The sequence below is a fragment of the Ruegeria sp. O11 genome (assembly GCF_056535285.1).
Genome location: NZ_JBQERS010000010.1, coordinates 21,036 through 43,667 on the forward strand (window position 1 = coordinate 21,036; position 22,632 = coordinate 43,667).

At 54.0% G+C, this 22,632-nt stretch carries 19 protein-coding genes; 7 read left to right on the forward strand and 12 right to left on the reverse strand.

Annotation, left to right across the window (positions count from 1 at the left end; genetic code table 11):
* Positions 1 to 53 precede the first annotated feature (53 nt).
* The 6 genes from galU to ACRZ91_RS16325 all read right to left on the reverse strand — a co-directional run bounded on the left by galU (position 54) and on the right by ACRZ91_RS16325 (position 8,192).
* Positions 54 to 947 (reverse strand): UTP--glucose-1-phosphate uridylyltransferase GalU, encoded by an 894-nt coding sequence (galU, locus tag ACRZ91_RS16300; protein WP_480907119.1) that lies wholly within the window; start codon positions 945 to 947, stop codon positions 54 to 56.
* A gap of 253 nt (positions 948 to 1,200) precedes the next feature.
* The gene (locus tag ACRZ91_RS16305; protein ID WP_480907121.1) at positions 1,201 to 3,006 is read right to left on the reverse strand and encodes an ABC transporter ATP-binding protein; all 1,806 of its coding nucleotides are present in this window, start codon (positions 3,004 to 3,006) and stop codon (positions 1,201 to 1,203) included.
* Between the two features lies 1 nt (position 3,007).
* Positions 3,008 to 3,937 carry an ABC transporter permease subunit gene (locus ACRZ91_RS16310; RefSeq protein WP_170475103.1) on the reverse strand — a complete coding sequence of 310 codons (930 nt, stop codon included), beginning with the start codon at positions 3,935 to 3,937 and terminating at the stop codon, positions 3,008 to 3,010.
* Between the two features lie 11 nt (positions 3,938 to 3,948).
* On the reverse strand, positions 3,949 to 4,872 hold the full coding sequence (oppB, locus tag ACRZ91_RS16315) for an oligopeptide ABC transporter permease OppB (RefSeq protein WP_010441494.1): 924 nt from the start codon (positions 4,870 to 4,872) through the stop codon (positions 3,949 to 3,951).
* A 66-nt stretch (positions 4,873 to 4,938) separates the two neighbouring features.
* A complete protein-coding gene (locus ACRZ91_RS16320) occupies positions 4,939 to 6,567 on the reverse strand; it encodes a peptide ABC transporter substrate-binding protein (protein ID WP_480907124.1) in 1,629 nt (542 codons plus the stop codon).
* Between the two features lie 389 nt (positions 6,568 to 6,956).
* Complete coding sequence (locus tag ACRZ91_RS16325; protein WP_260026884.1) at positions 6,957 to 8,192, reverse strand: lytic murein transglycosylase; 1,236 nt, start codon at positions 8,190 to 8,192, stop codon at positions 6,957 to 6,959.
* Between the two features lie 132 nt (positions 8,193 to 8,324).
* Here ACRZ91_RS16325 and ACRZ91_RS16330 point away from each other — a divergent pair, with 132 nt between their 5' ends.
* Genes ACRZ91_RS16330 through ACRZ91_RS16345 form a run of 4 tightly spaced genes read left to right on the forward strand, consistent with a single transcriptional unit; the run spans position 8,325 to position 12,322 of the window.
* Positions 8,325 to 9,287, forward strand: coding sequence for a cytochrome ubiquinol oxidase subunit II family protein (locus ACRZ91_RS16330; protein ID WP_480907126.1), 963 nt, complete (start codon positions 8,325 to 8,327; stop codon positions 9,285 to 9,287).
* The gene (locus tag ACRZ91_RS16335) at positions 9,284 to 11,374 is read left to right on the forward strand and encodes a cbb3-type cytochrome c oxidase subunit I (RefSeq protein WP_260026878.1); all 2,091 of its coding nucleotides are present in this window, start codon (positions 9,284 to 9,286) and stop codon (positions 11,372 to 11,374) included. The genes ACRZ91_RS16330 and ACRZ91_RS16335 overlap by 4 nt, the downstream gene beginning before the upstream one ends.
* Positions 11,371 to 12,003, forward strand: a complete 633-nt coding sequence (locus ACRZ91_RS16340; RefSeq protein ID WP_480907128.1) for a cytochrome c oxidase subunit 3 — start codon at positions 11,371 to 11,373, stop codon at positions 12,001 to 12,003. The genes ACRZ91_RS16335 and ACRZ91_RS16340 overlap by 4 nt, the downstream gene beginning before the upstream one ends.
* Entirely contained in the window at positions 11,996 to 12,322 is a 327-nt protein-coding gene (locus ACRZ91_RS16345) for a cytochrome o ubiquinol oxidase subunit IV (RefSeq protein WP_170475091.1), read from the forward strand. The genes ACRZ91_RS16340 and ACRZ91_RS16345 overlap by 8 nt, the downstream gene beginning before the upstream one ends.
* Before the next feature lie 87 nt (positions 12,323 to 12,409).
* Here ACRZ91_RS16345 and crcB read toward each other — a convergent pair whose 3' ends face one another.
* Both crcB and ACRZ91_RS16355 read right to left on the reverse strand, forming a co-directional pair.
* Positions 12,410 to 12,772, reverse strand: coding sequence for a fluoride efflux transporter CrcB (crcB, locus tag ACRZ91_RS16350; RefSeq protein WP_170475088.1), 363 nt, complete (start codon positions 12,770 to 12,772; stop codon positions 12,410 to 12,412).
* Positions 12,769 to 13,137, reverse strand: coding sequence for a fluoride efflux transporter FluC (locus ACRZ91_RS16355; protein ID WP_170774493.1), 369 nt, complete (start codon positions 13,135 to 13,137; stop codon positions 12,769 to 12,771). The genes crcB and ACRZ91_RS16355 overlap by 4 nt, the downstream gene beginning before the upstream one ends.
* A 256-nt stretch (positions 13,138 to 13,393) precedes the next feature.
* Between ACRZ91_RS16355 and ACRZ91_RS16360 the strand changes: the two genes are divergently transcribed.
* Positions 13,394 to 14,974: an FMN-binding glutamate synthase family protein gene (locus tag ACRZ91_RS16360; protein ID WP_480907130.1), complete on the forward strand. Its 1,581-nt coding sequence runs from the start codon at positions 13,394 to 13,396 to the stop codon at positions 14,972 to 14,974.
* A 6-nt stretch (positions 14,975 to 14,980) separates the two neighbouring features.
* On the opposite strand, the gene ACRZ91_RS16365 is transcribed toward ACRZ91_RS16360, so the two are convergent.
* From ACRZ91_RS16365 to ACRZ91_RS16380, 4 genes are read right to left on the reverse strand one after another with little or no spacing between them, the layout of a single operon-like run.
* A complete protein-coding gene (locus tag ACRZ91_RS16365; RefSeq protein WP_010441473.1) occupies positions 14,981 to 15,637 on the reverse strand; it encodes an ABC-type transport auxiliary lipoprotein family protein in 657 nt (218 codons plus the stop codon).
* Positions 15,634 to 16,950, reverse strand: coding sequence for an MlaD family protein (locus tag ACRZ91_RS16370; RefSeq protein WP_260026870.1), 1,317 nt, complete (start codon positions 16,948 to 16,950; stop codon positions 15,634 to 15,636). The genes ACRZ91_RS16365 and ACRZ91_RS16370 overlap by 4 nt, the downstream gene beginning before the upstream one ends.
* Positions 16,951 to 16,955: 5 nt before the next feature.
* Positions 16,956 to 17,771, reverse strand: coding sequence for an ABC transporter ATP-binding protein (locus ACRZ91_RS16375; protein WP_170475076.1), 816 nt, complete (start codon positions 17,769 to 17,771; stop codon positions 16,956 to 16,958).
* A 1-nt stretch (position 17,772) separates the two neighbouring features.
* A complete protein-coding gene (locus ACRZ91_RS16380; protein ID WP_260026866.1) occupies positions 17,773 to 18,897 on the reverse strand; it encodes an ABC transporter permease in 1,125 nt (374 codons plus the stop codon).
* A gap of 399 nt (positions 18,898 to 19,296) precedes the next feature.
* On the opposite strand from ACRZ91_RS16380, the gene aspT reads away from it, so the two are divergent.
* Together aspT and ACRZ91_RS16390 are read left to right on the forward strand one after the other, a co-directional pair.
* Positions 19,297 to 20,982 carry an aspartate-alanine antiporter gene (aspT, locus tag ACRZ91_RS16385; RefSeq protein ID WP_480907132.1) on the forward strand — a complete coding sequence of 562 codons (1,686 nt, stop codon included), beginning with the start codon at positions 19,297 to 19,299 and terminating at the stop codon, positions 20,980 to 20,982.
* An 18-nt stretch (positions 20,983 to 21,000) separates the two neighbouring features.
* On the forward strand, positions 21,001 to 22,617 hold the full coding sequence (locus tag ACRZ91_RS16390) for a bifunctional aspartate transaminase/aspartate 4-decarboxylase (RefSeq protein ID WP_480907134.1): 1,617 nt from the start codon (positions 21,001 to 21,003) through the stop codon (positions 22,615 to 22,617).
* The last annotated feature ends 15 nt before the right edge of the window (positions 22,618 to 22,632 follow it).

Below are 22,632 nucleotides of genomic sequence, written 5' to 3' on the forward strand. Positions count from 1 at the left end.
TGTTCTTGGGGTCGAGCTATTGCAATGAATGCCAACTGGTTGAAGCATCTTACCTATTGCGCGGCCTGGTCCGACGAAACGATATCATGCAGATACTGACTTAAATCATCACGAAGATCGTCGCGGGCCAGCGCAAACGATACCGTGGCCTGAAGGAAACCGGCCTTTGAGCCACAATCAAATCGTTGGCCTTCGAATTTGTAACCAAATACAGGAACGCCATTTCCGATATCCTCGGCGATCGCGTCAGTCAGCTGGATTTCGCCTCCGCTGCCTTTCTTCTTCTGGTTCAAATTGTACAGTACCGAGGGGCCCAAAATATAACGACCAATGACGGCGAGATTTGATGGTGCCTCCTCAGGTTTTGGCTTTTCAACCATACCCTTGGCTCGGACAACCGCACCGACGTTTTGGCCTGTATCCAAAATACCGTAAGAGCTTGTCTTTTCGTTTGGAACTTCCATCGCAGCAACCATATTGCCGCCGGTTTCCTTATAGGCCTCAACCATTTGCTGCAGGCAGGGTTTGTCTGCAGCAATAACATCATCGGGCAGCATTACCGCAAAAGGCTCATCTCCGATCAGTCGCCGTGCACACCAAACTGCATGTCCAAGCCCCAGCGCCTTGTGCTGGCGAATATAGGCGATCGCGCCGCTTTCCATATTGGTCGCGTTCAATGTCTCAAGCAAATCGTCTTTGCCCTTGGATTTCAAGTCCTGCTCCAACACAAGGTTGTGGTCAAAGTAATCCTCAAGCGCTGACTTCCCGCGTGACGTCACGAAGATAAACTCGGTGATCCCGGCTGCCCGCGCTTCGTCAATTGCATATTGAACCAGCGGTCTATCGACCAAAGTCATGATCTCTTTTGGGACCGATTTGGTCGCCGGTAAAAAGCGCGTCCCCATACCCGCGACGGGGAAAATAGCCTTTGTGACTTTGCGTGCCATGTTACCTCATGATTTCCATAGTCTGCCCGTGCGCTTTGCAGGCGCTGGGGTCCTCACATATAACTTAAATTCGCATCAATCAATCTCACCCGCCAGTAGTGCAGCGGGCACGATGGAATCTGCCATTATCCTGCACACAGAGTCAAAACGAAACATACCCAAACGTGGTTCTAGCCAAGGTACACAAAGCACTTGGTGCGCTGAAACATAGAATTCGCGCCCCTGAAACCTTCAAGCTTCGGGGCGCTAATAGTCAAGATTTAGCCATAATCGCATCAAGCGGATCATGTTCGGCAACGAAATGGTCAGGAGCAATTTCGCTAAGCCGCGGAACATAGTCCGTCTCGCCCGAGGACAACTTGCTGGGCAAGAAACGCAATGTGGCCTTGGGATCCATCGGGGACGGTAATTCACCCGGTAATTTAAGCCTTTGACGGTTACGCTCAACATCCGGATCAGGAATCGGAACCGCCGATATCAAGGATTTGGTGTAGGGGTGTATTGGTTCAGAACATATCACTTCACCATCGCCCAATTCGACAATGCGACCCAAGTACAAAACCATAATTCGGTTAGACACTGCGCGTACAACTGACAGATCATGACTAATGAAAATCATCGACAAACCGAACTCTTGTTGCAATTCTCGCAACAATTCCACGATCTGGGCCTGAATGGATACATCCAGTGCCGAAACGGCTTCATCGCAAATGATCAACTTTGGTTTGTTGATCATTGCCCGAGCGATTCCGACGCGCTGATTTTGCCCACCTGACAGTTCATGTGGATAACGGTTGATCATATTGGTTGGCAGGCCAACACGTTCCATCATCTCGGCGACCAGGTCCTTCCGTTCGCGTTCCGTCAGGTCTGGGCGATAGGTTTTTAATGGTTCCGCGATTGAGGCCGAGATTGTCATCCGTGGATCAAGGCTGGCGAGTGGATCCTGGAATACAATCTGAAGATCCTTGCGGTATTTGTTCAACTCGGACCGTTTCAACCCGACGATCGGATGGCCCAGCCAGCTGACGTTGCCCGCACTGGGTTCGATCAGTTGTAGAACCGCCCGCGCCAGCGTGGACTTGCCGCAACCGGATTCACCCACAACACCCAGCGTTTCGCCCTTGCGAATATCAAAGCTGACACCATCCACGGCCTTGAGAGGCACCTTGTGGCCGAACAATCCGCCCGGAACATGGATTGGGAAATGAACCTTGACGTCGTCAACGCGCAGCAGTGGCTCTTCGGTCTTGCCCAAGGCTTTGGGCGCGTCACCGGCGTCGATGCGAGGCATCGCCTCAAGCAGGGTGCGGGTGTACTCGTGTTGCGGTGCGCGAAAGACTTCACGGGTTTCCCCGGCCTCGACAAATTGACCAAGGCGCATGACCTGTATGCGGTCACACATCCGCGCGACGACGCCCATGTCATGGGTGATCAAAGCAATGGCTGTGCCTTCGTCTTTTTGCAGTCGCACCATCAGGTCCAGAATGTCGGCCTGTACGGTGACGTCCAGCGCCGTTGTGGGCTCATCCGCGATCAGCAATTTCGGGTTGCACAGCATCGACATGGCAATCATGACCCGCTGGCGCATCCCGCCCGACAGCTCGTGCGGGTACTGATCCAGTCGCCGTTTCGCCTCGGGGATGCGGACGCGATCCAGCCATTCAAGGCATCGCGCTTTGGCGGCAGAGCCCTGCAAACCCTCATGCACTTGCAACACTTCGCGCATCTGTTGACCGACTCGCAAATGCGGGGTCAGGGCGGTGAGCGGGTCTTGAAAGATCATACCGACATCATCGCCGCGGATGCGGTTCAGCTTGTTCACTGGCAAGTTCAGTATTTCCTGACCGTTCAGCATGGCAGACCCCGTTGCGCGGCCAGCCGGAGGCAATAGCCCCATCGCTGCCATGAAGGTCTGGCTTTTGCCCGACCCGCTTTCGCCGACGATGCCCAGACACTCGCCTGGATTGATGTCGAAACTGATGCCCTTGACGGCTTCGACGATGCCATCCGGGGTGTCGAACTGCACGCTCAGGTCTTTGATGGAAAATAGACTCATATCAGCGATCCTTCGGGTCCAGCGCGTCACGCAAACCATCACCGATGAAAAACATGGTGATGATGATGGCGACGTAGAATGTCAGGGGATAAAGAAGCTGCCACAAAGTGCCATAGCCCATAGTCCCGGCACCTTCGGCAATAAGGCGGCCCAAAGAGGTGTAGGGTTCCGAGATCCCGAGACCCAAAAACGAAATGAAGCTTTCGGTCAGGATCATTTCGGGCACCAACAGCGAGGCGTACACGATCACAACGCCCAACAGGTTGGGCAGAATGTGGCGATACATGATGGTAAACTCACTGACACCGGCGGCACGAGCGGCTTCGATGAATTCGCGGTTCTTCAGCGTCAGGGTTTGCCCCCGAACGATCCGCGCCATGGTCAACCAACCGACTGCACCCAACGCGATGAACAGCATGAAAAAGGACCGCCCCGCCACGACCAGCAGAAGGATGATGATCAGAGTTGCCGGGATCGCCAGAAGTATGTCGACAAAGCGCATCATGGCGCTGTCGGTACGGCCTCCGATATAACCAGCGGCAATGCCATAGCAAGTGCCAACGATCAACGCAGTTGCAGCCCCAATCAGACCAACCAGCAGCGATGTGGTGGTCGCCTGAATGACACGGCTGTAAAGGTCGCGCCCCAGATCATCGACACCGAAATAGTGACCAGTCTCGATCGAGGGCATTCCCATGCCGCGTACGTCACCCATAACGTTCCAGTCGATCTCTTCATTGGACCAGGCTGCAAAATATGGTCCGATAATCGTGAACAGCACGATCAGACCCAAAACAAAAACACTGGCCATTGCGGCCTTGTTGCGGACAAAACGCATACGTGCGTCCTGCCAGAGCGAGCGCCCCTGAATGACCGTGTAATCAGTGATTTCTTCGGCCAGATGAGCGGCTTTTTGAGATTTTCCTAGCATGAGCCTGCCCCTCAGTAACGAATTTTCGGATCAAACCAGGCATAAGCCAGGTCGGTCAGAAGGTTCACGACAACCGTCAATGCGCCATAGAGAATGGTGACCCCCAGCAGCACCGCATAGTCACGAGACAGTGCAGAGCCCACATAGGCCTGACCCAGACCACCGGTCGAGAAATAGATATCTACAAAGACTGAACCCGTAAGCACGTAGACAAACACCGGCCCGAGATAGGAGACAACTGGCAACAACGTAGGTTTCAACGCATGACGCCAAATTACGGTTCTGGTCGGCAAGCCCTTGGCGCGCGCGGTACGGATGAAGTTCGAGTTCAGAACCTCGAGCATCGACGAACGCGTGATCCGTGCAATCGAACCCATATAGGATGTTGCCAGCGCAATCACCGGCATGACCAGATATTGCCATTGGCCGCCGTTCCAGCCGCCTCCCGGCAACCAGCCCAGCCACAGGGTGAAGGTCAGGATCAGGATCGGCCCCATGATGAAGTTTGGCAGAGCTTGCGCCGCGATACCAAGGCCAACGGCGAAATAATCGATCCAGCTATTGTGTTTGATCGCGGCTGCGATCCCAAGGCTTACACCAACGGCTGTTGCGACAAGAAATGAAAGCGAGCCATAGGTCAGGGAAATCGGAAACCCTTGAGCGATAATGTCGTTGACGTCCCTGTCCTTGAACTTGAAGGACGGGCCGAAATCAAAATGCACGACGATGTTGTACAGGTAGTCCCAGAGCTGTTTCCACAACGGTTGGTCCAACCCATAGCGCGCCTCAATATTGGCCAGAACCTGCGGCGGCAGCGGCCGTTCTGAGGTAAATGGCCCGCCGGGTGCTACGTGCATCAGGAAAAAACAGGCGACGATCAGCAACAGGATCGTCGGAATGGCGATCAGCAGTCGCCGCAGACTGTAGGCAAGCATTTCATGCCCCCATGTTTATTGGCCCTGCCCCGGAAATCTCCGGGACAGGGCGTGGTTCTATGACGATTATTCGGCGACCTTGTACAGGTTCTTCGAATACCAGTTTTGTTCGACGTTGTTGACGGGCCAGTTCCCTACATCGCTGTCCATCATGTAAACGCCTGCGTAGTGATAGATCGGGATTACAGGAGTTTCCTGTGCAATAATCCGCTCTACTTCGGTATAAAGCGGTGCCGGATCATCCGAAGTTTTGGCTTCGGCCAGCAGCTCATCAACGCGTGCGTTGTTGTACTTACCGTCGTTGTAACCGGAATCCGATTGCAGCAGATCAAGGAAGGTCGAGGCTTCGTTATAGTCACCACACCATGCGCCACGAGCCAGTTCGAAGTTCTGATTACCGCGCTCTTCCAGGAATACTTTCCACTCCATGTTTGCCAGTTCGGCATTGACGCCCAGCTTCTGCTTCCACATCTGGCTGAGTGCCACGGCCACTTTCTTGTGCGCTTCTGAGGTGTTGTAAACCATCTCGAAGCTCAGCGGATTATCCGGACCATAGCCCGCTCCCGCTAGCAACTCTTTTGCAAGCTCATCGCGCTCAGCCTGGCTCATCGAAGCCATCTCCACGTCCGGAACCGTAAAGTTGGCAGTGGCGGCGGGTGCGAACGTGTAAGCCTGGGGCTGACCACCGGCCATCACTTTCTCAGTGATGATCGCGCGATCCACGGCCAGCGACAGGGCCTGACGGACGTTGGGGTCCTTGAACGCTTCGGGACCGCTGTCAGAGACGTTGAAGGTATAGTAATAGTTGCACAAACGAGGGAAGCTGATGGCTTCATCCGGATGCTCCTGCTGCAGGCGCGGGAACTGACCAGCAGGAACTTCGGTGCGATCCAACTCGCCCGCAAGGTAGCGGGTCAGAGCGACATTCTCGTCATTGATGACCAATGCCACAACTTTTTCGATAATGGTGTTGTCATTGTCCCAGTACATCTCGTTGCGCTCACGCACCGAACGTTCCTGTGGCAGATGCTCGGTCAGGACATAGGCGCCGTTCGATACGATGTTTTCCGGCTTGGTCCATGCATCGCCGAATTCTTCAATGACTTTCTGCGGCGCAGGGAAGGTTGTCGAATGCGTGGTCATCTGAGGGAAATAGGGGAGGGGCGTGCTCAGTGTGACTTCTAGAGTGTGGTCGTCAATGGCTTTGACACCCAGATCATCCACTGATTTTTCACCCGCAATGATCTCAGCCGCGTTTTCAATCGACATCAGTTCCATGAACCACGCGTAGGGCGACGACAGCTCAGGATCGACAGCACGTTTCCATGCAAAAACGAAGTCACCTGCGGTAACCGGATCTCCGTTTGACCATTTCGCGTTATCGCGGAGGGTAAACGTATACACATCCTTGGTGTCATTGACCGAGTATTCGGTGGCAACGCCAGGGACCAGATTACCATCTTCGTCCTGGTTCATGAGACCTTCGAACAAGTCGCGCACGATTTCGGCGCCCGACACATCTTCAACCACTTGCGGGTCGACCGAGCTGTGCTCATCCAGAATGCGATAGATAAACGTCTGATCATCCGCCAGCGCTTCGCCGGTTTCGGGGTGGGTTCCTGCGGCGATTGCTGCGCCAGTTATGATGGTCGAGGACAACAGCCCCGCCAATGAAATACGGACAATTTTGTGCATGTGATTACTCCCATTATTATGTGGCGTCGGGCTATCCTGCTACTGCAGCGGATACCCATCTACCTGTGTGTCTCCGACAATTGCCGTGCGTTCACCTTGATCTAGATCGCGGCAGAGTCCAAATTTCAGACCATTTCCATTGGGCAGTGTCGGAAAGCCGATTGCGAAAGTTCTCTTTCACTGCTGCAAAATCTGCTGGTTTTTGGAGAAAGGTAAAGGGTTTTAAGTCGCATTGCAGGTTCAAAGATCGATTGAAACCGTAACGTAAGGGAGCATCGAAAGATTATTCTGAAACGCTTTGCTTTGGTGACATTTTCGTGAAGTCATACAAATTGCAAAGGGCGAATGGGTTTTCGTCAACACGCGCAAATGGCGAATCAGGGCAGAATTCAGGGCTTGAGCGCTGCCTTCAAACGGTCATTTGGAAAACATGTCGGCGCACGGCCTGATGCGGCTTGCCAGCGTCCGATCGAACGCCGGGTTTTATATCCAGGCAGACCATCGATGCCGCCTACATCATGACCCTGTTCAACAAGCACTTGCTGCATTGTTGCGATATCCGACCGATAGAGGTTGCCGACGTCACCCCAGCGCCCGCGAAAATCGCCAACACCGTATTGGATGCGATCGCCGACATGGCCCACAAACAAAGCATAGAGGTCACTGGTATTATAGTCTTTGAGGACATAGAAATTGGGCGTGACAATGAAAGCCGGACCGCTGCGACCTGCGGGCATCATCAGATAACCTTCGGCAGCCAGTTCGTGCACTGGAAAAGGTTTGCCAGCAACACGGCTGACGCCCATTGCTGCCCAATCCCGGATAAGACGCCCTTGATCGGGCCCCTCTAACGCGCATGAAACGGTATTGGGCAGATTAACCTCAAATCCCCAATCGCGATCCGCAATCCATCCGTGCTCTTCAAGATAGGCTCCAATCGACGCAATAGTATCTGCGGCTGAGCCCCAGATGTCCGCCCTGCCATCGCCGTCGCCATCGCGCGCATAAGTCAGAAAATTTGTTGGCATGAATTGTGGCTGACCCAATGCTCCTGCCCAACTGCTCTTTAGCTCTCTTCCTTGCGCATGACCCGCTTCGGCAATTTGCAGTGCTGCGATCAGTTCTGCGGTGAAATAGTCGGCGCGCGTGCTCATGAACCCTTTCGTGCTCAGAACCTGAAATGCATCGTGTCGGATTGGTACCTGACCATATCCACTCTCGCGTCCCCAAATGGCCAGAATGATGCGTGCGGGCACACCGGTTTCAGCTTCAACGCGTGCCAGGGTTTCTGCGTGACGTCTGGCCATTTTACGGCCGACCGACGTGGCGCCCTGTACGGATCCGGCATTAAAATATCGACCCGGCGAGCCAAACTCGGCTTGACGCTGTACCTTTGGTGTTTTTTGAGGGCTGCCCGGCGGCACCAGATCCGGCAGATCCCAATTTAGTTTCACCCCATCAAAAGCTTGCCGAAAAGTTTGCTTGGAAACACCCTTTGCCTTTGCTTGTGGCCAGACGGTTTTTTGCAGCCAGCTCTGAAACTGACGTTCAACAAAAACACGATCCTGCGCCAACAAAGGAGCTGCCAGAACAATCAGGAAGAGAACAGTGAAAACGAAACGCATGGAATCGATCTTGCGCGCCCGTGACGTGGTGTCAACAAGCGCCTTTAGGAGCAAAATTGCAAAAGTCCTTGAGAAAATCCGTGACTCTGTCGATAGTTGCCGGGAACCCCCGCCGTAAGAGGATCATCAGGCGTGACCTTTTCCCGGATGTCTTCGATCGCAGTGTCCGCTCTGGTGACGCTAGTTGCGCTGTTGCTGACAGTGCAGGCAGCTGGGGCAAGTGATAGTTTCATCGACCCACAGGGGCCAATCGCCGAGATCCAAAAAAAGCACCTTCTGCGAGCGACCGCTCTGATTCTGATTGCGGTGATCCCGGTTTTGGTCTTGGTGCCGCTGGTCGCCTATCGGTATCGCCGACGTAAAGGTGGAAACGCATATTACAAACCGCACTGGGATTTCTCTGCAAAGCTTGAGGTATTGATGTGGGGTATACCGGTGCTGATTGTGGCGATCCTGTCATTCTACCTTTGGAAAACCACATACCGTCTCGATCCCTATGCAGCCCCTTTCGGGGAGGAACCTGCCTTGCGGGTGCAGGTGGTTGGCCTCGATTGGAAATGGCTGTTCATCTACCCCGATCTTGGAATCGCCACAATCGGAGAGTTTGGCATCCCCATCAAAAAGCAGGTCGCGATTACGCTGACGACCGACACAGTGATGCAATCGTTTATGATCCCTGCATTGGCTGGGCAAATCTACGCCATGCCTGGCATGACAACGCAACTGCATGTGGTGGCCGACTCGCCCAATACGATGCAGGGTGAGAACACGCAGTATAATGGTCGCGGGTTCACCAAGCAGAAATTTCTAACGCAGGCTATGCAACCCGTTGATTTCGAGGACTGGGTCGCCAGCGTCCGGGCGCATGGTATTCTGTTGACAGAGGACACGTATCAGACACTGGCCATGCGCACGGATCGGGACGAAGTTCAGGCGGCGTTAGGAACCGAACTCATGCCGCTGAACGCGCTTTATTTTACACTGGAAGAAGGTGATTTGTTCCGCTCGATCCTGCATCGTTATCACAGCGGGGAGCCTCTTGCCCTTGGCCAGCAACCCGGCACCACTGCGTATGGGTCGGAGGCGAAACAATGACTTCAGTCGAGACTGGCATTTTGGGTCGCCTGAGTTGGGATGCACTGCCGATCACCGGGCTCATCCGGACGCCCGATGCCAATGAAATCATCGCCAACGCTGCGGCAGGTATAGTGATAGTGGGCGCTTTGACGGTGCTTCTCCTGCTAACGTGGTTTCGTCTTTGGAGCCCTCTCTGGCGTGATTGGCTGACCAGCGCTGATCACAAGAAAATCGGCATCATGTATATCGTCTTTGCCATCGTCATGCTGGCAAGGGGCGTGTTGGAAGGTGTTGTGATGCGGGCCCAACAGGCGGCAGGTCCGGGCGATGGATTTCTGGAGCCCGAACACTTTGCCGAGCTTTTCAGCACCCACGGCACCATCATGATCTTCTTCGTTGCCGTCCCCTTTGTCTTTGGAGTGGCAAACTATCTGGTTCCGTTGATGATCGGCGCGCGGGACGTTGCATTTCCGGTTATGAACCAAATCAGCCTTGGCCTGACGGTATCGTCTGGCATGATGTTGATGGTCTCGCTGGTGGTTGGCGAGTTTTCGACCGGAGGTTGGACCGCATATCCGCCCTACACAGGCGCCGCGTTCAATCCCGGCGTCGGGCCGGATTATTGGATTTGGGCCATTGTTGTCTCGGGCGTAGGCACCACTCTCACTGGTATCAATTTTGCCGTTACAATTTACAAGCTCCGTGCACCTGGGATGAAATTCATGCGGCTGCCGATGTATTGCTGGACAATCATCTGTAGCTCAATCCTGATCGTCTTTGCCATGCCGCCCCTTGGCGTGGCTGCGCTGTTGCTGGCCGCTGATCGGTATCTGGATTTCCATTTCTTCACCAATGATCTTGGTGGAAACATGATGAACTATGCCAACCTGTTCTGGCTGTTCGGCCACCCCGAGGTCTATCTGCTGGTCCTGCCTGCTTATGGCATCTATTCCGAAGTCTTTGCCACTTTTTCGGCCAAGCGTCTCTATGGCTATAACTCGCTGGTCATTGCCACGATGTCGATTGCAGTATTGTCTTTCACAGTATGGCTGCATCATTTCTTCACCATGGGCCAAAGCGCGCTGATCAACGCGGTATTCGGCATTGCGACGATGCTGATCGCGATCCCAACCGGTGTGAAAGTCTATGACTGGATGGCCACGCTCTATCGCGGGCGGATACGGTTTTCTGTGCCGATGCTCTATGGTCTGGCCTTTTTGATGCTGTTCGTGATTGGTGGCCTTAGCGGGGTAATCCTGGCCAATCCGACGATTGACTATCAGGTCCACAACACGTTGTTCCTTGTGGCGCATTTCCACAACGTCCTTTTGCCCGGAGTACTTTTTGCGCTGCTCGCGGGCTATAATTACTGGTTCCCGAAAGCCTTCGGTTTTCGTCTCAACGAATTCTGGGGACGCGTCTCGGTCGTCTGCTGGACCGTGGGTTTCTTGCTGACTTTTATGCCGCTTTACTTTGTTGGTTTGATGGGAATGCCGCGCCGGTCCTACAGTTGGGAGGACCCGAGCTTTCACCCCTACATGATCATTGCCGTAGTTGGTGCATTGGTCATCACCTGCGGGTTGTTCTCGATCCTCATTCAACTTTGGGTCAGTATCCGCAATCGTGAACAAACCCGTGCTCCGATAGGTGATCCGTGGGATGGGCGTACACTGGAATGGTCTATCCCGTCTCCGCCACCACCCTACAACTTTGCCATCATCCCGGAGATCACCGACCGCGACAACTTTGCCGCCGCCAAAGAGCGTGCTGCAGCTTATCCCAAACCTGAAGCCTATGAAGATATCGAGATGCCGCGCAATACCGGCATCGGGTTCATCCTCTGCGTTGTCAGCGGTGTCTGGATGTTCGCACTGGTTTGGTGGATTTGGTGGCTGGCGCTCCTGATGACGATTACTATCATCCTGGCAATTATCATCTGGAGCTTTGATACCAGCACCGAAATCATCATTCCTGCCGAAGAGGTCCGCAAAGACCACGAAGCTTGGCTGGACCTTGTCCATAGCACTGCAGCAGTGGATCGCGATTATGAAATCGCTCCAGAAAATCGCGGTCTCGCACGCCCGGATATGGAGGCCGTGACATGAGGCGCGCACCCACGCAAAGCTATCCGGGCATCAACCTTGGCGAAGGCCATGCGAGCGCCCACAAAGCCACCGAGGTTGTCACTTTTGGCTTCTGGGTCTTTCTTATGAGCGATCTGGTTTATTTCGGCCTGATGTTCGCGATCTACATCACGATGATTGATGCACAGGCCGGTGGGCCCGGACCACATGAATTGTTTGATCTGAAAAGCATCTTTGCTCAAACCCTGATATTGTTGACCAGCAGTCTGACCGTAGGGCTGGCGATGCTGGCGTTGAAATACAACTTGCCGCGGGCGCGGATCGTTCTGTGGTTTGGGGTAACACTGGTGCTTGGGCTTAGCTTTCTGGTTCTGGAGATCCGCGATTTTCTGAACATGGCAGCCCGGGGCGGTATCCCTCAGCGCAGTGGATTTTTGTCGGCTTTCTATGGCCTTGTGCCACTGCATGGGCTGCATGTCGCGTCGGGGTGCCTGTGGCTGATCGTCTTGGGCATTCAGCTAAGAATGTTCGGACTAACTGACTTGCTGATGTCCCGTATGGTGCGACTGGCATTGTTCTGGCACTTCCTTGATCTGATCTGGGTCGGCATCATCACAATTGTGTATTTCGGAGGGCTGACCTATGGATAGACGCGCTGACCTGCACAAGCGAGAGCGTCGCCGATATGTTATCGGATATGGTGGGTCTCTTCTGCTGACGCTGGCGGTCTTCTTAATCGCTCACCGATACGGTATTGAAACCAAAGGGGTCTATCTTAGCATCGGCCTACTGGGCTTGGCACAGTTGGTTGTGCAGTTGGTGTACTTTCTTCATATCGACAGGCGGCGCAGCAGCCGAGAGGATCTGGATCTGATCCTTTTCTCAACGCTGGTCTTATTGATTATCATCGGCGGGACGGTCTGGATTCTAGGTAATTTGGCCATTCGGATGCACATGCAGATGATGTGATCCGCCAAGCCCTGACCCGCTTGTAGCCGCATCAGGAATGGTTCTTCGCACCACTATCATTGGTTCCATAACCGGTAACTCGATTGGTCAGGCCATCAGGACCAATCCTAACCAAAGCGCGATCCAGCATAAAACCAGACTGAGAATAATGTTGCCAGCTGCGAATGCGAAGGTTCTTTCACGGTTCAACTGCAGTGACTGGTAAGCAAAGCTGGAAAACGTTGTGAAGCCACCGCAGAAGCCAAATACCAATCGGTTCTGTTGCTCGCTCATTTCGATTTCCCCGCCGAGATAACCAACCCAGAGACCAAGCAGAAGGCTTCCCGCCACATTCACGATCAGTGTAGCGTAAGGCAGATCGTGGGTCACCTGCAGCGTCAACCAGTGGCGCAGTACGGCACCTGCTCCTCCTCCCAGCGCAAACATGACGTGCAGATGCAGGTCGTTCATTCTGGATGCCTCCAAGGCAAATACTTTCGACCCAACGCTTCACCCAAAGCCGCTACGGTTAAGCCAATTGCGATTTCTGCCCCGAAGGCGGTGATGACGTACCAACCGGTGGTTTCGGCCAAACGCTCCAACTCGGCTACAAATGAAGAAAAAGTAGAAAGGCCGCCACAAAACCCAACAGCACCCAAGTGAAGCACATGTGCATGAACTTTGTGACGGATAGAATAAAGCCAGCCAAGGATGAAGCAGGCCACAATGTTAATACCGAACGTCTCTGTCAGGAATGGAGCACCGGGTATCGGCACCGTGAACAGTTCGCGCAGCAGCGAACCCGCAGCGCCACCAACAAAGACGGCTGCGTACATCTGGGCACTACGCCTGAGGGCAGGTGCAGTTTGTGACACCTAGATTGATCCCGCTCTTACCTGTGTCTTATCCCGCATATAGATTGCAAATGGACCGATCAACTGCCCTTGCTAACTCAACCGTTACTAACGACCGATTAGCAAGGTCTTGCAAATTCAATTGAATCTGGTTCACGTTTGAGAACATCTGCCGGGCTTCGGGCCCACGATCCAGCCGAGGATACACTGCTCTTTACGCCACCCAGGGAGGTCAGGGATGATTGTTCGCAGACTATATTATGTGCTCAGCTTTGTGGTCCTGCCACTTACCCTATTGCTGGGGTATTTCTGGTCCCCTGCGAATTGGCTGTTGGTCATTCTGATCCCGTACGCGATTGTAGGAATGTACGATATGCTGACGACCAAGCATAACGTATTGAACAACTATCCCGTTCTCGGCCACTTCCGCTATATGCTGGAATTTGTCAGCCCCGAAATCCGGCAGTATTTTGTGGAAACCAACGAAAGTGGCCGACCTTTCAATCGGATTATCCGCAGTCTGGTCTATTCCCGCGCTAAAGGGCAGGTGGACACGCAGGCATTTGGGACCCAGTACGACATACTGAGTGTCGGTTATCATCGTTCAAATCATTCACTTTCGCCAAAACATGTCGATGAAAGTGAGGAGCGGATTATGCTTGGCGGGCCTCAGTGCGACAAACCCTATAACGCTTCGCGCCTGAATGTTTCAGCGATGAGCTTTGGTGCACTCAGCGCAAACGCGATCCGGGCACTGAACGGTGGCGCCAAGGATGGCGGGTTTGCACATAATACCGGCGAAGGAGGGCTGTCCCCGCACCATCTGGCAGAGGGTGGTGACATCATCTGGCAAATCGGAACAGGGTATTTTGGATGTCGCACCGCCGATGGGGGGTTCGACAAGAACAAATTCGCCGAAAAAGCCAAAAAGGATGTGGTGAAGGCAATCGAGATTAAGCTTTCACAAGGGGCAAAACCGTCTCATGGAGGGGTATTGCCGGCCGCAAAGGTGGACGAGGAAATCGCGGAAATCCGAGGTGTTCCTGTGCATCAGGATGTAATTTCACCCCCGATACACTCGGCGTTCGATGGGCCGACAGGGTTGATGCAGTTTGTTCAGCATCTGCGGGAAATGTCTGGCGGTAAGCCGATTGGCTTCAAACTGTGCATCGGCCAACCTTCGGAATTCATGGCGATCTGTAAAGCCATGTTGGAAACCGGCATACTGCCCGATTTTATTACCGTTGATGGTGCGGAAGGAGGGACCGGCGCGGCGCCGGTTGAATTTACCAACCGTCTGGGGATGCCCCTGAACGAAGGGTTGATCTTTGTAAACAATTGCCTGCGTGGGATTGGAGTGCGCGACAAGGTGCGCGTAATTTGCGCGGGCAAGGTTGCGACGGGTTTCGACATGGTCGAGAAAATGGCCTTGGGTGCTGATATGTGCAACGCGGCGCGGGCGATGATGTTTGCCGTCGGGTGCATTCAAGCACTGCACTGCAATACCAATCGGTGCCCTTCGGGCGTGGCGACGCAGGATCCGATCCGGGGCCGAGCGGTAAACGTGCCGCAGAAACGTCAGCGTGTGCACCGGTTCCATGACGCGACATTGGAAAGCTTCCGCGAGATCTTGGGTGCTATGGGCAAAGCCAAGGTTTCTGAATTGCGACCCAGAGATATCCTCCGTCGCATGGCGGATGAGGGAGAACGATCTTACGCTGAGCTTTACAGCTTCCTGGAAGAAGACGCATTGCTGGGCAAAACCGTGCCGCAGGAATATGCTGCGGACTGGCAGGCAGCTTCGGCCAGCCAGTTCTGACAACCCCTAGCTTGGGCTTGATCGTGGGTTGTTCTGCACGTGAGTATTAATTTTGCGGATACTCCATTCAACCGCATCCCGCATGGTCCGGCCCAAGGCCACATCAAATGCTTCGACTAGATCAGGGGTCTGATCAGTCGTGGCCATTACGTTTTCCCTGAACGAGCTGGAGGCGATAATCTTGTCCTCGTACTCATCGATGATTTTGATGTTGATGCGAACTTCCACGCGCACCGTTTTTGAGTCTCCGGTTTCGCTGACGACTATGCCCTGAAACTCGCGCAAATCGGGTGCAATCACATAATCAGCCCGCAGGCCAACCGTCGATCGCCCCACGGCCGCAACCTTGCCGGAGTTTTCATAGCTTTCGACCATCAGCGCCTGAACGATCAATGGCGCACGATCCACCCAACGGGCCCGAGGTAGGTATTGAACTTGCAGCAAGGTTGGCTGAACGGCGATCTGATCGGTGTTTACTGCTGCCGTCGCTGTGGGTTCCTCAACAACGATCTGTTTCTGTATGCGCGGCAGTGAAGACGAAAACGTGCTCTTTGGGGTTAGCAAATAGAGATCGTTGGGCTTTGAGGCTTGCCGCAGCGTTCCTAGGCCGGTGCAACCCGTCATTGCGGCCAATATCAGAGACAGTGTTAAGGGCCGTATCATTGACGAAACTCCGATGCTTGGGTGCCTAACAAAAAGCGGGCGGGGTCGCGTTCGACCTTGTCGACCAGTCGGTCGAGACTAATCACCAGACGCTGCGATTCCTCGATGAAGCGGATAAACTGAGGCAAGCCAACGCGCAAGAAATCCGAGACCTGACGGCGGTTATCCTGAACGACGCCATCGATCGTACCCAACAGATCTGACGCCGATTTAGAAGCGCTCAGGACGTCGTCTGATATTTCGTCGATTTTTTCGGTTATGTTCGAAACGGTTTCCGCGACTTGATTGGCTGCCTTACTTACATCGGCTGCGACCGGGGATATATCCTCGTCCATTACGCGATTGGCCGAGTCGAATGCTCGCTCGGCCGAGTCTAGCGCCCCTTTGGCCGAGTTCATCGTGGATGTAACCGATTCAAGGGTCGTGTTTGCGTTCAGAACAGTTTCACTTATCACGCCAAGTGTCAGGCTGCCCTCATCTGACAGTCGGGTCAGCCTTTCGGCAAGGATTGAACCCCGCTCGATAAATGGTCGAATCTCCTCCTGAATTACGTTTTCAGCGCTGGCAATGGCGGTGTTTGCAGTCTCGAGAGTTGTTTTGGCAGTTTCTGACGTCTCTTTGATGCTCTTGAGCGTATCGGTTCCTGTGCTCAACGTTGTTTCGGCCGTGTTCGCTAACGTATCCAATCTCTTGGTGAATTCGCCAACATCTTTAGCGGCACCGCCCAGATCCGACGAAAGCGACTGGAAATCCGTCAGTGTTTTATCCAGTTTGCCCGACGCTTCTGCCAGATTGTTCAGGATATCCGACACCGCCTTGCGATTGCTCTCATCTACAACGGAATTGAGGTTCTCCAGCAGGGTGACCGCCTTTTCCAGAACCTCTGGTGCGCCTTCCAGTAAGGACTGGATCGAGCTGCGCTTACTTGTGATGACGCTGTTCTGGGGCAATTTCTGTGCGGTTGGTGATCCACCGGACAACTCAACATATGCCACGCCGGTGACGCCCAGAGACTGCAATTGCGCGATGGTTTCCTTGGTGACGGGGATGCCTGCATCAATCTCAAGTCGAACCCTTACTTTCGAGGGGTCATCTTTGTCCAGATCCAGGGAAATTACCTGTCCCACCGGCAAGCCGTTATAGTTCACGCCACCGGCGGCAGACAGGCCCGAAACATTGTCGAACAAAACATCATAGTAAGCGTATTGACGGGTTACTTCGAATTTGGCGAGCCATAGGAAGAACCCGAAGGCACCAAGAATGCCTGCCAAGGTGAACGCACCAATCAGGATATAATTCGCTCGGGTCTCCATCGCCTCTACCTGTCTTGCCCCTTCTGTTGTGCCGCACGGGCGCGGGGGCCTGTGAAATATTCCTGAACCCAAGGATGGTCGACCTTGGTCATCTCTTCTATCGGACCTTCAACCAGCACACGCTTTTCCGCAAGTACAGCGATGCGGTCACAAATGGCGTATAAACTGTCCAGATCATGCGTCACCATGAACACAGTCAGACCAAGCGCGTGCTGAAGTTCACCAATCAATTCATCATAAGCGGCAGCCCCGATCGGGTCCAACCCAGCGGTTGGTTCGTCCAGAAACACGATTTCGGGATCCAACGACAGGGCGCGGGCCAACGCGGCGCGTTTTCGCATACCCCCGGACAGTTCCGAGGGGAATTTGCTGCAACTTAGCTGAGGTAGTCCGACCAGACTGATCTTAAGTCCCCCAAGCGCGGCCATCAGTTTTTCACTTATGCCGGTATGTTCACGCAGAGGCGCCATCACGTTTTGCAGCACGGTCAGCGAGGAAAACAGCGCTCCGTCCTGAAAGGCGACACCCCAGCTTTTTTCGATGCGCTGACGCTCTTCTTCGGGGCCGTTCAGGACATCAACACCCAGAACTTCGATGCTGCCCGACTTAGGCTTGTTCAACCCAACGATCGTGCGCAATAGCACCGACTTACCGGTGCCCGAGCCGCCGACAACACCCAGAACTTCACCACGCCAGACATCCAGATCAAGATTGTCATGGACCACTTGATCTCCAAACTGATTGGTCAGATGGCGCACACGAATAACGGCTTCACGTTTCGTATCGGATTGGGTTTTGTTTTGCAGCGCGGCCCCATCCATCTCATATCCCCATTTCTGAGAAAAAGATCGAGAACAGCGCGTCTATCGCAATTACCATGAAGATCGATTGCACGACCGAGGCTGTCGTCCGCTGACCAACACTTTCGGATGAGCCTTTGACCTGCATGGCTTGCCAGCAGGCAATAACTCCGATCACCAACGCGAAGAAAGGAGCTTTGATCATTCCAACGGCAAGTTGTGCCACCCCAGTATTTTCCTTCAACCGGGTCAGGAACATGCCAGGGCTCACTCCAAGGTCGATCCAACTCATCAAAGCGCCACCGATTAAACCTGCCATGTCGGCCACAAAGCCCAGGATTGGCAGCATGATAAGCAAGGCTACGACACGCGGGATGACGAGAACTTCGATCGGGTCAAGCCCGAGTGTCCGCATCGCATCAATTTCTTCCTGCACCTTCATGGAGCCGATTGAGGCGGTAAAGGCCGATCCAGAACGGCCTGCTACTATAATTGCGGTTAGCAGGATGCCCAGCTCTCGCAGGATAGAGATTGAGATCAGCTCCACTACAAAGATCTCGGCCCCAAACTGTTTTAACTGAGTCGCGCCCTGGAACGCTAAGACAACCCCAATCAAAAAGCCCATCAAGGAAACGATCGGCAGAGCTTTGAAGCCGACCTGCTCCATCTGCGAGAACAAAGCAGCACGCCGCAACCGCCAGGGCATGATCAAAGTTCGAACCAAGCGATGCAGGGTAAGGCCCAGGAAACCGACGATCGACAACGTGTCCTGCCAGGCACCAAAAGTCTTTTGACCGACCCGAGCAACCCAGTTCACGAAACCCTGCGGCGGCAGCTCCTCTCCGGCCGCATCGGGTATGTTGTGCGATACCGTCTCGATCAACGAAGAATGCGCTGGGGCCACTCCTTCAAGCCGAACCTGGGCCCCATTGGAACTCATCCGTCGTACGAGGTTGGCAACAAGCCATGCCCCTCCGGTATCCAAAGACTCGACTTGTGACATGTCAACCGTAGCATCTTGCCCGTTGGGCGTAAGAGCCGCAAAATCCCCTTCAACACGATCCAACGATTGCGTGCGCAAGTCCCCCGATATCCGTATGCAAACGCCGGTTGCGCTCGTCTCAGAATTTATCGTCGGCCGTGTCATAGCCGTATGTGATGGCAAACACTTGGGACCTGCAATGGATTTGTTCAAACAAGCTAAGATTTTACCCTCACGCATGGCGAGTGTGCGACAGTGAAATTCAGGGCGAAGATTGCTAAAGAAACAGTGCAATTGGTCGAAACCCGTCATTTGAATACCAAGAATCTGCTGGGCAAACCTCGAAAGGTATTGATAGGCGTGCGGGAGCAAAACAGGTTAATATTCAGATAATTATGGACAAATATCCTTCTTGAGGTATCGTATGCTGAAAATTTCAAGTTGTGGTTGAGTTTGTCAAATGGGCAGCTTGGTCGGCAAATAGATTAGCTTGTAGGGCGCATTTCTGCCTCGCCACCGACGCTTGCACCACATGCCTTTTGCGCACGAACTGAGAGGTGGATGATGGTCAATTGGTTGGTGAATATTCTACAGAATTATCCTGAGCTGGCGGTATTTTTGTCGATCGGTATCGGTTTCTTAGCCGGCCCGAGGAAGGTGATGGGATTCAGCCTGGGCACAGTCACCGCAACGTTGCTGGCAGCTGTGGTGATTGGTCAAGCCCAGATTGACATCGACTCGGCCGTAAAATCGACATTCTTCATTATGTTTATATTTGCCGTGGGCTACGGTGTCGGACCGCAGTTCATTCGCGGTTTGAAGGCAGACGGCGCGCGCGAGGTGCTCTTTGCGCTCAGCGTGCTCGCGCTTTGCCTTGTTACTCCGATCATCGCAGCCAAGGTGGCGGGGCTGGAGCTTGGCTATGCGGCGGGGCTTTATGCCGGATCGCAGACGATTTCGGCGGCTATTGGAGTTGCCACTGACCAGATCGGTCAGCTGGGCCTGTCTGCGGAACAGGCCAAGACCTATGCTAACCAGATTCCGATCGCCTATGCGGTGACCTACATCTACGGCACTATCGGGTCGGCCATCATTCTGGCCAAGATTGGCCCGCGCCTGATCGGCGTCGATCTGGTCGCGGCCTGCAAGGAGTATGAGGCCAAGCTGGGTGGCACGACATCGGTGGAAACCGGTGATGGCATCGTCTCAGCTTATCGCGCGATCGAGGCGCGGGCCTTCGAGATCCCAGAAGGTAGCGATCTGCTGGGGCAACCGGTCAAAAACCTGATGCCCGGTATCCGCATCTATGCCGAACGCCTTAGACGCGACGGGAAGATCATTGAGGTAGACGATAACACCGTATTGCAAGTCGGAGATATCGTGATGTTCTCAGGCCGCCGCGCTGATCTGGTGGGGTTGCTTGAGACCAAACTCACAGAAGCTGATGCGCCTGATCTACTGAGTATTCCATCGGAAAAGCTGGATGTGCTGATCACCAGCAAAGAGGTGCATAACAAGACGCTTGAAGAACTAAGCAAATTGTCGATTGCGCGGGGCATTTATGTCTCGAAACTGATGCGCAACATGCAGGATTTGCCGCTGCTGCCAGGCACCGTTGTGCATCGAGGTGACATCGTCACAATTCAGGGCAGCAAGCGGCATGTCGAGGCCGCAGTTGCCCAGATCGGTTATGCAGACCGCCCGGTCGACACCACGGATCTGGCCTTCGTGGGTTGGGGTATTTTCATCGGCGGGGTCATCGGAACTCTGTCAGTCATGATGGGTGGTTTCCCGATCAGCCTTTCCACCACCGGAGGCGCGCTACTGGTCGGGCTGGTGCTGGGCTGGCTGCGCACGGTGCATCCGACATTTGGCCGAATACCTGGCCCGGCGCTTTGGTTGATGAACACGCTGGGTCTGAACGTCTTTATCGCGGTGATCGGGATCACCGCAGGGCCGGGATTTGTCGCGGGGCTGCAACAGGCTGGTATTGCGCTGTTGCTGTGGGGGATCGTCGCAACTTCGTTGCCGATGATCTTTGCGGTTTATGTCGGGCATTACGTGTTCAAATTCCACCCGGCTATTCTGTTTGGTGCCTGCGCAGGTGCGCGCACCACCACTGCCGCATTGGGTATGATCCAAGAAGCCGCGCAAAGTCGCATCCCGGCGCTCGGCTACGGAATGCCGTATGCGATAGGGAACACATTGCTGACCATCTTCGGGATGGTCGTCGTTTTGATCTTAAGCTGATTTGGAGAGGTTCACCTTATGGATAGAGTAACGCTGCACGATTACGAAGCACTCAGCCCGTTTCAGATCAAAGATGAGCTGATCAAACTGGCATCGGCTGAGGCGCACAAGGCCAACAGTGCCTTTCTGAATGCAGGACGAGGCAATCCCAACTGGATCGCCACCCGCCCACGCGAAGCGTTCTTTGCCCTTGGGCAATTTGCAATAACTGAATCCAAACGCGTGATGAACCATCCTGCTGGTTTAGGCGGAATGCCTGTGCAGAAAGGCTGCCAGGAACGGCTGCAGAGTTGGGCGTCTGATCATTCTGAAACACCGGGCGTCGACACGCTGCTTGAGGTCGTGGCGCATGCCATTTCCGCATTTGATTTCGATGCGGATGAGTTTGTGCATGAGCTGACGGATTCGATCATCGGTGACAACTATCCGGTCCCCGACCGCATTCTAAAACACAATGCCGCCATCGCCCATGAGTACCTGATGTGGTCCATGTGCCGGGGTCACCGGCCTGACGCTCAGTTCGATCTGTTCGCAGTCGAAGGCGGTACGGCGGCGATGTGCTACATCTTCAAGTCGCTGAAAGCCAATCGGCTGCTGAACCCCGGCGACACGATTGCGCTGTGCACACCGATATTCACCCCCTATCTGGAAATGCCAGAGCTGGAGGACTACAGCCTTGAATCTGTCCATTTGGAGACCGACGAGGAAGACGGGTTCCAACTGACCGACGACGCTGTGGAAAAGTTGAAAGATCCCAAAGTAAAGGCGTTCTTTCTGGTCAATCCCGGTAATCCGTCTTCAGTTGCGCTCAACACCGCTTCGTTGCGCAAGTTGGCGGATTTAGTGGAAAATCACCGTCCTGACTTGATCGTGCTGACAGATGATGTCTACGGCACCTTTGTGCATGATTTTACCTCGGTCATGGGCCATCTGCCGCGCAATACGATCGGAGTATATTCCTATTCGAAGTATTTTGGCTGCACCGGCTGGCGGCTTGGTGTGATTGCCGTAGCGCAAGACAATATCTTCGATCTGAAACTGGCGGATCATCCGGACGAGATCAAACAGGCCTTGGACAAGCGCTATGGCACACTCAGCCTGACGCCACGGGATATCCGCTTTATTGACCGGTTAGTGGCCGATAGTCGCGATGTCGCTCTAAACCACACAGCGGGTCTGTCACTGCCGCAGCAGGTGATGATGACTCTGTTTTCGCTGTGCGAATTGGTCGATAGCAAGAAAATCTATCAGACCGCCTGCATGGAACTGGTTCATCGCCGTTTTAAACTCCTGACCGAAGCGATGGGGATCGAGGTGCAGGCAGGTGAGCACTACGACGCATATTACGGCATCATCGACTTTGAATACTGGCTGCGAAAATTTGTCGGCGAAGATGTCGTGGCATGGATTAAACAGAATGTTCACCCGTTGGATATCGCGTTCAAGCTGGCCGAAGACTATGGCATCGTTTTGCTGAACGGCAGCGGATTTGATGCACCCGGATGGTCCGCTCGCGTTTCCTTCGCTAACCTGCCGGATGAAGCCTATTCGCAGATCGGAACAGCTGTTCGATCGGTTGCGCGGGGCTACGTGCAGGCCTACCGCGCCGCGAACAATTTGCCGCTGCATGGCTAGATCAAATTCCCTACA

Bases quoted from the DNA above. Each gene is read 5' to 3' on its own strand.
- ACRZ91_RS16325 (WP_260026884.1), bottom strand. From the start codon at position 8,192: ATGCGTTTCGTTTTCACTGTTCTCTTCCTGATTGTTCTGGCAGCTCCT.
- ACRZ91_RS16340 (WP_480907128.1), top strand. From the start codon at position 11,371: ATGAGGCGCGCACCCACGCAAAGCTATCCGGGCATCAACCTTGGCGAA.
- aspT (WP_480907132.1), top strand. From the start codon at position 19,297: ATGGTCAATTGGTTGGTGAATATTCTACAGAATTATCCTGAGCTGGCG.
- oppB (WP_010441494.1), bottom strand. From the start codon at position 4,872: ATGCTTGCCTACAGTCTGCGGCGACTGCTGATCGCCATTCCGACGATC.
- ACRZ91_RS16365 (WP_010441473.1), bottom strand. From the start codon at position 15,637: ATGATACGGCCCTTAACACTGTCTCTGATATTGGCCGCAATGACGGGT.
- ACRZ91_RS16355 (WP_170774493.1), bottom strand. From the start codon at position 13,137: ATGTACGCAGCCGTCTTTGTTGGTGGCGCTGCGGGTTCGCTGCTGCGC.
- ACRZ91_RS16390 (WP_480907134.1), top strand. From the start codon at position 21,001: ATGGATAGAGTAACGCTGCACGATTACGAAGCACTCAGCCCGTTTCAG.
- ACRZ91_RS16310 (WP_170475103.1), bottom strand. From the start codon at position 3,937: ATGCTAGGAAAATCTCAAAAAGCCGCTCATCTGGCCGAAGAAATCACT.
- ACRZ91_RS16345 (WP_170475091.1), top strand. From the start codon at position 11,996: ATGGATAGACGCGCTGACCTGCACAAGCGAGAGCGTCGCCGATATGTT.
- ACRZ91_RS16370 (WP_260026870.1), bottom strand. From the start codon at position 16,950: ATGGAGACCCGAGCGAATTATATCCTGATTGGTGCGTTCACCTTGGCA.
- ACRZ91_RS16320 (WP_480907124.1), bottom strand. From the start codon at position 6,567: ATGCACAAAATTGTCCGTATTTCATTGGCGGGGCTGTTGTCCTCGACC.
- ACRZ91_RS16305 (WP_480907121.1), bottom strand. From the start codon at position 3,006: ATGAGTCTATTTTCCATCAAAGACCTGAGCGTGCAGTTCGACACCCCG.
- ACRZ91_RS16360 (WP_480907130.1), top strand. From the start codon at position 13,394: ATGATTGTTCGCAGACTATATTATGTGCTCAGCTTTGTGGTCCTGCCA.
- ACRZ91_RS16375 (WP_170475076.1), bottom strand. From the start codon at position 17,771: ATGGATGGGGCCGCGCTGCAAAACAAAACCCAATCCGATACGAAACGT.
- ACRZ91_RS16380 (WP_260026866.1), bottom strand. From the start codon at position 18,897: ATGACACGGCCGACGATAAATTCTGAGACGAGCGCAACCGGCGTTTGC.
- crcB (WP_170475088.1), bottom strand. From the start codon at position 12,772: ATGAACGACCTGCATCTGCACGTCATGTTTGCGCTGGGAGGAGGAGCA.
- galU (WP_480907119.1), bottom strand. From the start codon at position 947: ATGGCACGCAAAGTCACAAAGGCTATTTTCCCCGTCGCGGGTATGGGG.
- ACRZ91_RS16335 (WP_260026878.1), top strand. From the start codon at position 9,284: ATGACTTCAGTCGAGACTGGCATTTTGGGTCGCCTGAGTTGGGATGCA.